Annotated in this window: 13 protein-coding genes; 5 read left to right on the top strand and 8 right to left on the bottom strand. The window is 59.6% G+C overall.

Annotated features, from left to right (window positions below):
• The first annotated feature begins 233 nt into the window (after window positions 1-233).
• A complete protein-coding gene (gene ppa / locus ACIQ39_RS17705; protein ID WP_396435906.1) occupies window positions 234-770 on the top strand; it encodes an inorganic diphosphatase in 537 nt (178 codons plus the stop codon).
• 78 nt (window positions 771-848) lie between these two features.
• On the opposite strand, the gene ACIQ39_RS17700 is transcribed toward ppa, so the two are convergent.
• A complete protein-coding gene (locus ACIQ39_RS17700; protein ID WP_396435905.1) occupies window positions 849-1,013 on the bottom strand; it encodes a DNA-binding protein in 165 nt (54 codons plus the stop codon).
• A gap of 58 nt (window positions 1,014-1,071) precedes the next feature.
• Between ACIQ39_RS17700 and ACIQ39_RS17695 the strand changes: the two genes are divergently transcribed.
• Entirely contained in the window at window positions 1,072-1,854 is a 783-nt protein-coding gene (locus ACIQ39_RS17695) for an SIR2 family NAD-dependent protein deacylase (protein WP_396435904.1), read from the top strand.
• Window positions 1,851-2,411: a hypothetical protein gene (locus ACIQ39_RS17690; RefSeq protein WP_396435903.1), complete on the top strand. Its 561-nt coding sequence runs from the start codon at window positions 1,851-1,853 to the stop codon at window positions 2,409-2,411. The genes ACIQ39_RS17695 and ACIQ39_RS17690 overlap by 4 nt, the downstream gene beginning before the upstream one ends.
• Window positions 2,412-2,630: 219 nt before the next feature.
• Here the strand turns inward: ACIQ39_RS17690 and ACIQ39_RS17685 are convergent, their stop codons facing one another.
• The 4 genes from ACIQ39_RS17685 to ACIQ39_RS17670 all read right to left on the bottom strand — a co-directional run bounded on the left by ACIQ39_RS17685 (window position 2,631) and on the right by ACIQ39_RS17670 (window position 5,171).
• Window positions 2,631-2,921 carry a hypothetical protein gene (locus ACIQ39_RS17685; protein WP_396435902.1) on the bottom strand — a complete coding sequence of 97 codons (291 nt, stop codon included), beginning with the start codon at window positions 2,919-2,921 and terminating at the stop codon, window positions 2,631-2,633.
• 22 nt (window positions 2,922-2,943) lie between these two features.
• Window positions 2,944-3,678, bottom strand: a complete 735-nt coding sequence (locus ACIQ39_RS17680; RefSeq protein ID WP_396435901.1) for an ATP-binding protein — start codon at window positions 3,676-3,678, stop codon at window positions 2,944-2,946.
• Window positions 3,679-3,978: 300 nt separating this feature from the next.
• A complete protein-coding gene (locus ACIQ39_RS17675) occupies window positions 3,979-4,440 on the bottom strand; it encodes a hypothetical protein (protein ID WP_396435900.1) in 462 nt (153 codons plus the stop codon).
• On the bottom strand, window positions 4,437-5,171 hold the full coding sequence (locus ACIQ39_RS17670; RefSeq protein ID WP_396435899.1) for a hypothetical protein: 735 nt from the start codon (window positions 5,169-5,171) through the stop codon (window positions 4,437-4,439). The genes ACIQ39_RS17675 and ACIQ39_RS17670 overlap by 4 nt, the downstream gene beginning before the upstream one ends.
• Before the next feature lie 158 nt (window positions 5,172-5,329).
• Between ACIQ39_RS17670 and ACIQ39_RS17665 the strand changes: the two genes are divergently transcribed.
• Window positions 5,330-5,926: a hypothetical protein gene (locus ACIQ39_RS17665; RefSeq protein ID WP_396435898.1), complete on the top strand. Its 597-nt coding sequence runs from the start codon at window positions 5,330-5,332 to the stop codon at window positions 5,924-5,926.
• Window positions 5,927-5,948: 22 nt separating this feature from the next.
• On the opposite strand, the gene ACIQ39_RS17660 is transcribed toward ACIQ39_RS17665, so the two are convergent.
• From ACIQ39_RS17660 to ACIQ39_RS17650, 3 genes are all read right to left on the bottom strand, one after another.
• Window positions 5,949-6,350 carry a type II toxin-antitoxin system VapC family toxin gene (locus ACIQ39_RS17660; RefSeq protein ID WP_396435897.1) on the bottom strand — a complete coding sequence of 134 codons (402 nt, stop codon included), beginning with the start codon at window positions 6,348-6,350 and terminating at the stop codon, window positions 5,949-5,951.
• A complete protein-coding gene (locus tag ACIQ39_RS17655) occupies window positions 6,347-6,580 on the bottom strand; it encodes an antitoxin (protein ID WP_396435896.1) in 234 nt (77 codons plus the stop codon). Before ACIQ39_RS17655 ends, ACIQ39_RS17660 begins: the two co-directional genes overlap by 4 nt.
• Before the next feature lie 85 nt (window positions 6,581-6,665).
• Window positions 6,666-6,959 carry a cyclic-phosphate processing receiver domain-containing protein gene (locus ACIQ39_RS17650; RefSeq protein WP_396435895.1) on the bottom strand — a complete coding sequence of 98 codons (294 nt, stop codon included), beginning with the start codon at window positions 6,957-6,959 and terminating at the stop codon, window positions 6,666-6,668.
• Window positions 6,960-7,159: 200 nt separating this feature from the next.
• Here ACIQ39_RS17650 and ACIQ39_RS17645 point away from each other — a divergent pair.
• On the top strand, window positions 7,160-7,294 hold a 135-nt coding region (locus tag ACIQ39_RS17645), incomplete at its 3' end, for a helix-turn-helix domain-containing protein (RefSeq protein ID WP_396435907.1).

Raw genomic sequence — 7,294 nt, 5'->3', positions numbered from 1 at the left:
GCGCTGAATTTCCTGTCATCGTTGAACTCCTCGATGGTTGTCGCAGAACAGAGGGGCAACGCACCGGAGACCCCTCCACTGCGTTGCTTCCTCGATCACCGAAACCAGAGAACGATTGGCCAACGTTTCATTAAAGGGGTCAAATTGGGGTTTGCGCAAGGCCTGTGAAAGTAAAATCGGGGTTAATCCCTAGCAATTTCCGTTTTTTAACTTTTCAAAAAGAGATCCGAAAGATGCCCCTCGACAACGTGACCCCCGGCAAACAAGCGCCCGAAACTTTCAACGTGATCATCGAAATCCCGATGAACTCCGATCCGATCAAGTACGAAGTGGACAAGGAAACCGGCGCTTTGTTTGTGGACCGTTTCATGACCACGGCCATGCACTACCCCACCAATTACGGTTACGTGCCCCAAACCCTGTCTGGCGACGGCGACCCGGTGGACGTGTTGGTGATCACCCCTTACGCCCTGCACCCCGGTGTGGTGGTGCCCTGCCGCGCGCTGGGTATTTTGATGATGGAAGACGAGGCCGGTGTCGATGGCAAGGTGGTTGCAGTGCCGACCAGCAAAATTTTGCCGATGTACGACCACTGGCAAGACATCTCGGATGTGAACGCGATGCGCCGCAACGCGATTGCCCACTTTTTTGAACACTACAAAGACCTTGAAAAAGGCAAGTGGGTCAAAGTGCTGGGCTGGGAAGGCAAAGAATCCGCCCACAAGGAAATCCTGGACGGCATCGCCGCTTACAACAAAACCAAGCCCTGAGCGGCCTGGCTCAATGGCTTGTGATGGCGGCCGTTGAACCCTAAAACGCCTGCCCGGTTTGCGCCGTGCAGGCGTTTTTTATGGGGCTGGCGCGATGGAAATTCGCAGGCCAGTGGTTTTGAGCACAGCCGCCAAGGTTTTGATCGTGGGATTGCCCCGGGCCGACAAGGTGCGGTAAAGCGTTTCGCGTGACAACTGGGTCTGCGCAGCCAAATAAAACTGGCCCAGCACCCCCTCCGGCACATCTTGTCGCCCGCCTGCCTAAACTGGGCTTTTGATCACCCAGGGACAGGACAACACCATGCACACCACCACCGCGCAAGCCATTGCCAACGCCTTGCGCCAAGCGCGCCGCATCGTCATCTTCACGGGCGCGGGCATGTCGGCCGAAAGCGGCATTGCCACCTTTCGGGGGCAAGCGAGCAGCCATTGGCAACAGTTCAAGCCGGAGGAGCTCGCCTCGCCCGACGGCTGGCGGGCCAACAAGCAGCGCGTTTGGGCCTGGTACGAAGGGCGGCGAGCGCAGGTCATGGCCGCGCAGGCGCACGCCGGGCACTTGGCCATCGCCCAGCTGGCCGAGCGACTGCAGCGCCTGCACGGGCGCGCCGTGCAGGTCGACGTGGTCACGCAAAACGTGGACAACCTGCATGAACGCGCAGGCAGCCCCAGCGTGATCCACCTGCACGGCAGCCTGTTTGCGCCGCGCTGCGCCGCCTGCCACCGGCCCGGTGACTTTGCCCCCGGCCAGCCCGACGCCAGCCTCACAGCGCTGGAGCCGCCGCGCTGCACGCACTGCGACGGCTTCATTCGCCCGGGTGTCGTCTGGTTTGGTGAGGCCATGCCCACCGCGCCCTGGCGCGAAGCCGAAGACCTGGTGGACGCCTGCGACGCCATGCTGGTGGTCGGCACCTCGGGCGTGGTCTGGCCCGCGGCCGAGCTGCCCATCAGCGCGCACAACCTGGGTAAATTTGTCGCCGAAATCAACCCCGAGCCCTCGGGGCTGGCCCAGTACATGCGCCACCAATGGCCCACCTCGGCCGCGCAAGGCCTGCCGCAACTGTTGGATCTGTTGCACCCGGCATGAGCCCGCGCACCATCGCCCTGAGCTGCGAAACCAGCGACGCACTCGACCCTGAGGGCCACCTGATCGAGCTGTGCGCCATGCCGGTGTCCAACTACGCCAGCCACCCCGGCTGCCCCCCAGCGCAGCAGGGCGGCGCAGCGTTTCACGCTTTGATCCAGAGCCCCGCGCCCATCCCACCCGCTGCCACCGCCGCGCACGGCCACACCCAGGCCAGCTTGGCTGCCGCAGGCGGGGCCTGGGCCGACATTGCGCCGCTGTTCTTGGCCCATGTGCGCCACGCGCAACTCCTGGTCTGGCATGCCGAATTTCACATCCACCACATCGACCGCGCTTTGGCCCGCGCCGGAAACGCGCCGCTGCGCACCCATGTGGCGGGCATCATGGACCTGCGCCAAGTGCTGCGCACCCACCCACTCAGCCCACCACCCCGGCTGAGCGATCTGCTGACGCAGCACGCGTTGCCCAGCCCCCAGCCAGCCAACGCCCTGCAACAAGCGCATCAACTTGCGCGCCTTTGGCTGGCGCTGGCTTGCCCCACGGGTGGGGCAGGGCGTTGACGCCCTTGAAGCCTTAAAAACTGAACATCTGAAGCTCACCCGGTTGGGCCGGGGGCCGTGCCGGTGGCTTGGGTTTTGAACTTGATCTTCATGTTTTCTTTCTGCAATCTCTCTGCAACCGCACGTCAATTAGAGTCATGCAGAAATCCGCAAGTTATTGATTTCATTAAAAAAACTTGAAAATCTCTCGGCAAATCTCTCATTTTTCTCTGCAAATCTCTAATTCATTTGAGCCAATTGCCAGCGCGGTGCAGCGTCTGAGCCCACGTTCACAATCGTCCCCCGGCGGCGCAGCTTGCCCAGCAAATTGCTAACCTTGGTGTATTTCTGCCCGTCGGTCAAAGCATCGCTGAGTTTGCTCAGCAGCAGTTGGTTGATGTCGGCGCGATTAGCCTCGCCGTTCACCGCCAAGTAGTCGGTGATCTGTTTAAGGTAGAAGGCGTCGTCTTGCCCCCGAGTGAGCAGGTAGGCTGCCACGCTTCCCGTGGCCTTGGCAATGTGCGCGGCCACATGAAGGTTGGGTTTGCGCCCCTCAATCAAGCGTCGCCACCAAAAACGGCAAGCCAAAATGCTCGTAGGCGCGCTCTGGCCCTTCCAGCTTCCATGTCAGTTGCGCGGGGTGTGGTGAAAGCAAATGCGCTGACGTTGATTTGCCCAACAACAGCAAGCTGCCCCGGGTGATCTGGCCATCGCGCAGCAGATGCGCCCGCTCCAAAAACGCAGCCACTGGCCAGGCCATCACCTCTTCGGCAGCAAAACGGTTGGCGTACTTTTTAGCAAAGGCGTTGCGTGCCAACTGCACAGCGGGTTCATCCAAATGTACCAAGGTGGCACCGGGCACCAACTGGGCGGTCCAGTCCGTCGTCAGCGTTTGCTGGCGAATTTCATCGAGCTTGTCCAAACCCAAGGACGTGCGGCTCTCACCCGCTCGGGCGTAGTAGTGCCCTTTCCAAGCAATGGGCATGCCCCGTGGCGCGGGCGGCACTTCCATCAGCACCACGCGGCCAGCGGCGTGTTGCAGCACATGGATGTTGCGCAGCGTGATGCTCAGCTCGGTACTGTCGGCAATCTGGGTCTTCAGGCTTTGCAAACGCGCAGGCTCTGGCCTGTAATCGGTGCCCGTCACGCTGCGGGTTTTATTGTTCACACCAAACACCAGCCAAGCCCGGTCCACACCACGCAAGTTGGCCTCGTTGGCCAAGGCAGAGAAATACTCACCGATCTTGTCGGTGTCGTAGTCATGGCCCGCCTGCTTGAACTCGACCACCTCGTTTTCTCAGGTGGTCATGAGTTCATCCAGCACGGCGATTAACGCAGTTGGGTTCATGTGTGACCTCATTCTTGGAAATAGTAGTTTTAAAGACGGAAAAAAACGCCAAAAATATTGTCGCTTTTTCCTCTTGGAAGCCCCTCTGAATGGTCAGCATCTTACGAGAAACACTTGTATCGAAGCCGAGCAAAGCCAGCACCCGCAAATACCACTCGGTGCGCATCGTCACCGCGGCCGCGTATGGCCTGCCGCTGGCTTGCCCCACAGGTGGGGCAGGGCAGTGACGCCGTTGAAGCCTTAAAAACTGAACATCTGAACCCTACCCGGCAGGGTCGGGGGCCGAGCCGGGGGCTTGGGTGGGCGGGCGGCTTGGCGCGCCAGCACCAACTCCTGAAGCAAGGCTTGGAAGATCTCGGCATAGCCCTCGGGCATGGGCGGTGCTTCCAAGCCCAAACGGGCTGCCCGCTTGTAGGGCTGGTAGCCGCACAACGCGGCTTGGGCCGCCACCTTGTGCGTGATGCGCTGGGTGCGCAGCCAGTCTGAGCGCTCGGCTTTGGCGCGGGCATGCAAATCGCGAAAGCGCTCGTAAATGCCGTAGTCCAGCTCGTACTCGCTGTAGCTGCCCGCGTCTGCTGACAGGCGCGGGCGCCTGGGCGGCACGGTGGCCATCACGCTGCGGTTCAGGCTGTGCAAGGTCAAAAGCTCTTGCGGGTGGAGGTCAAAAACAGTGCGGCGGATGATCTTCGGTGTACGGGTCATGGTTGTTTATCCCCTGAGTTCGCAGTCGCGGTCTCAAAAAAATCCACCCGTTTCAGGCGAGGCAGCTCAACCTTTGTCCCTGCCATGCTGACTGAGTGCAATTGTTTCGGCCCCTTCATGTACGTCAAGACCAACTTGGTGGCACCCAACACATGCACATCCTCGAAAGTCAAAGCGCTTTGGCCCTGGCGGGTTTCAACTGGTGTGCCAATGGCTGCAATCACCGTGTCGCGCAGTGCGTTGGTCTCAATCCCTTCAAACGCAGGCGGCAGTTCAAGCGCAAAGGAATATTCAACCCAGCGTTTTTCACTCGATGTCACATCGCCGCACGTTTGCGAAATTCGCTGAACGGGACCGTCGTTTGACGCATAGCTGATCACCACCTGATCCATTGCACACAAACCCGTGCGCTGAATTTTGTAAATGTCGCGAATGATGGCATTGCGGGTGTCGGCGGACTGCAAGTGGACGGGCGACCCAACGAGTGCATGAACTGCATCGCGCTTCATGCCTTGTTCAATCAAATGAGCGTTGACCAAAGAAATGCGGGGTTTGGCAGAGGGCTTCGATGGCGTATTGACGCCTTTAAGCTGCGCCGTGGTGCTCTTAAGTGCATCGACTAGCCCATTGATACCACCCAAAACCATCAGCGGATTGGCATGCGCTGTTGTCGCTGCCAGCCCCAAAACCCATGCCATCTTTCGGATGGCTCGACCAGTTGTTGCACTCATGGCTTCTCCTTATTGAACAAGCCCTCAGTGTCCAAAAGAGTCCGACATATTGCGTCGGTTGCGAACAGCTTGATATTTGCAGGCGATCCGACGCAAGCGGTCAACTCTGACGCTTCGTGCCTTGACCTCCGCCAGAAACCACATCCGATGGCCGCACCATGGCTGCCGGGAATGCCTGCGGTTTGGTGCTTGTCTTTGATGCCCTGACCGGACAAGCGCAAGAACGCAATACTTGTCAACTGCAAAGCGAATACAAGACCACGCCTGCCCGCACCAAGGGGCTGCTGTCTGCCGACGGACGGTGGTTGTTGGCTAGCGACCAACGCGACGACAAAGATGTTGGCTTTTTGCTGGACCTGCAGCAAGAACACGCACCACGCAGGCAAGTTCTGCCCAATGCCAGCGTCGACTACGCCCTACTTGGGTTGCAACACCGTTTTTTGATGCTCACACCACATCACCCCACGCTGCTGCAATGTCAACTCGACAGCCCAGAGCCCCTGTGGCAAGTGCAGGCCGAATTGGTTTGCTCGGAACACATGGAGTTGATGGGCCACTACTACGACCGAAAAGTTGGAGAGCAACTCTTTCACAAAGACATCTTGCCCGGGCAGTTCAACCCCATCTCGTGGCGCACCAACATGCCCGAATTACCACCAAAAGGCAGCTGGCTGTGCACGGTCATCCTGACCGCCCGCAATGATGCCGGACGGGTGGGGCACCATCTGCTGCCGTTTGACATGCCAGCGGCGTGAGGCCGCAATGGATTCAAATCCATCAGCCGGCTGCCGCCCAATTGTCCAGCTGCAAACCGGGCACCTTGGCAAATTCGCGGGTGTTGTTGGTGACCAGCAGGGCCTGCTGGCTCAAGGCGTGAGCGGCGATCATGGTGTCGAGCGCACCAATGGGGGTGCCACGGCGCTCCAAGTCGGTGCGCAAATCGCCATAGGCCCATACGGCTGCCTCGTCAAACGGCAAGATGGTCAGCGGAGCCAGAAACATCTCCAGCGCCTGGCGGTTGCGGGTTGAGCCGCTTTTGGCCACACCAAATGCCAGCTCTGCCGCCACCACGCTGCACAGACCCACATCACCCATGCGGTACTGCTGAAAGCGCGCCAGCACAGTGGGCGGCTTGGCATTGATGATGTAGATGCAGATGTTGGTGTCGAGCAGAATCATGGGTTGATCTCAGCCCGTTGCTCTGCGTCAGGCTGTTCGCGGGTGAGCAAAAAGCCAGGCTCAAAAGCGGCCAGACCCGCTTGCAATGTTTGCCATGGGTCATTGACAGGCAGCAGCAGCACGCCGTTGCCAAAGTGCTTGACCACCACTTCGGTGCCTGAAAAGCGGTAATCTTTGGGCAAGCGAACGGCCTGACTGCGGCCAGATTGGAAAAGGCGGGCGGTGTCCATGGTGGGCTCCTTGGTGGGTAGCTATCAATGATAGTCACCGTCTGGCATCTTGTCCAGATCCGATCCGCTGGGTGAAGCCAGAATCTCAAGCCTGCCGAGCCCGCTCGATGGCGGCCATGCCCGTCAATATGCGCGTGCGCGCCGCCGGGTTGGCCGAATGCACCTGCATGCGCGGCGGCACAAAGCCGCGCAGGCGCACCGCCTCTTCGATCCACAGCACCACGTCGTAGCCCGTGCCCCGCGCATCGTCACCCAGATCGTGTTCGAGGCTGATCTCAGTCACCTGACCCGTCTGCAGCAGCGCCACGGCCTCGTCAGGCCAATACACACGCACCCAGCCATCGGGCGTGGTGCGTTCGTCGTCTAGGAAGACTTTCATGGTCCTCTGGCACATGGTTCACTGTCCCACCAAGGCGCGAACCACCAATACTTTTCTTTTACCTTCTCCTTTGCAATACGTTCGGCGACGGCTCGTGTTTGTTGGCATGGAACGGGTCTTGACCAATTTGATCCGTCCCAAAATGCAAGGGCGGATTCAAAAGTGAAGTGCAACACCTGCAAACCCTGTAAGGTCCGCAGATGCAAAGCACTCCATTGAAACACTACAAACAGATCCAACCCGAAGAGCGCGTGACTCTCGCCAGCCTCCATGTTCAGAACTTCACCGTGCGAGAGATTGCCCGAACCCTTGGGCGCTCGCCCAGCACCATCACG

Origin of the sequence: Limnohabitans sp. (assembly GCF_044361645.1) — a bacterium.
Classification (GTDB): Bacteria; Pseudomonadota; Gammaproteobacteria; order Burkholderiales; family Burkholderiaceae_C; genus Limnohabitans_A.
This window is presented reverse-complemented; position numbering and strand designations above follow the sequence as displayed.

What these genes read in the sequence shown, in the direction of transcription:
- ppa (WP_396435906.1), top strand. Translation starts at nt 234, where the DNA reads ATGCCCCTCGACAACGTGACCCCCGGCAAACAAGCGCCCGAAACTTTC.
- ACIQ39_RS17695 (WP_396435904.1), top strand. Translation starts at nt 1,072, where the DNA reads ATGCACACCACCACCGCGCAAGCCATTGCCAACGCCTTGCGCCAAGCG.
- ACIQ39_RS17690 (WP_396435903.1), top strand. Translation starts at nt 1,851, where the DNA reads ATGAGCCCGCGCACCATCGCCCTGAGCTGCGAAACCAGCGACGCACTC.
- ACIQ39_RS17675 (WP_396435900.1), bottom strand. Translation starts at nt 4,440, where the DNA reads ATGACCCGTACACCGAAGATCATCCGCCGCACTGTTTTTGACCTCCAC.
- ACIQ39_RS17670 (WP_396435899.1), bottom strand. Translation starts at nt 5,171, where the DNA reads ATGAGTGCAACAACTGGTCGAGCCATCCGAAAGATGGCATGGGTTTTG.
- ACIQ39_RS17665 (WP_396435898.1), top strand. Translation starts at nt 5,330, where the DNA reads ATGGCTGCCGGGAATGCCTGCGGTTTGGTGCTTGTCTTTGATGCCCTG.
- ACIQ39_RS17660 (WP_396435897.1), bottom strand. Translation starts at nt 6,350, where the DNA reads ATGATTCTGCTCGACACCAACATCTGCATCTACATCATCAATGCCAAG.
- ACIQ39_RS17655 (WP_396435896.1), bottom strand. Translation starts at nt 6,580, where the DNA reads ATGGACACCGCCCGCCTTTTCCAATCTGGCCGCAGTCAGGCCGTTCGC.
- ACIQ39_RS17650 (WP_396435895.1), bottom strand. Translation starts at nt 6,959, where the DNA reads ATGAAAGTCTTCCTAGACGACGAACGCACCACGCCCGATGGCTGGGTG.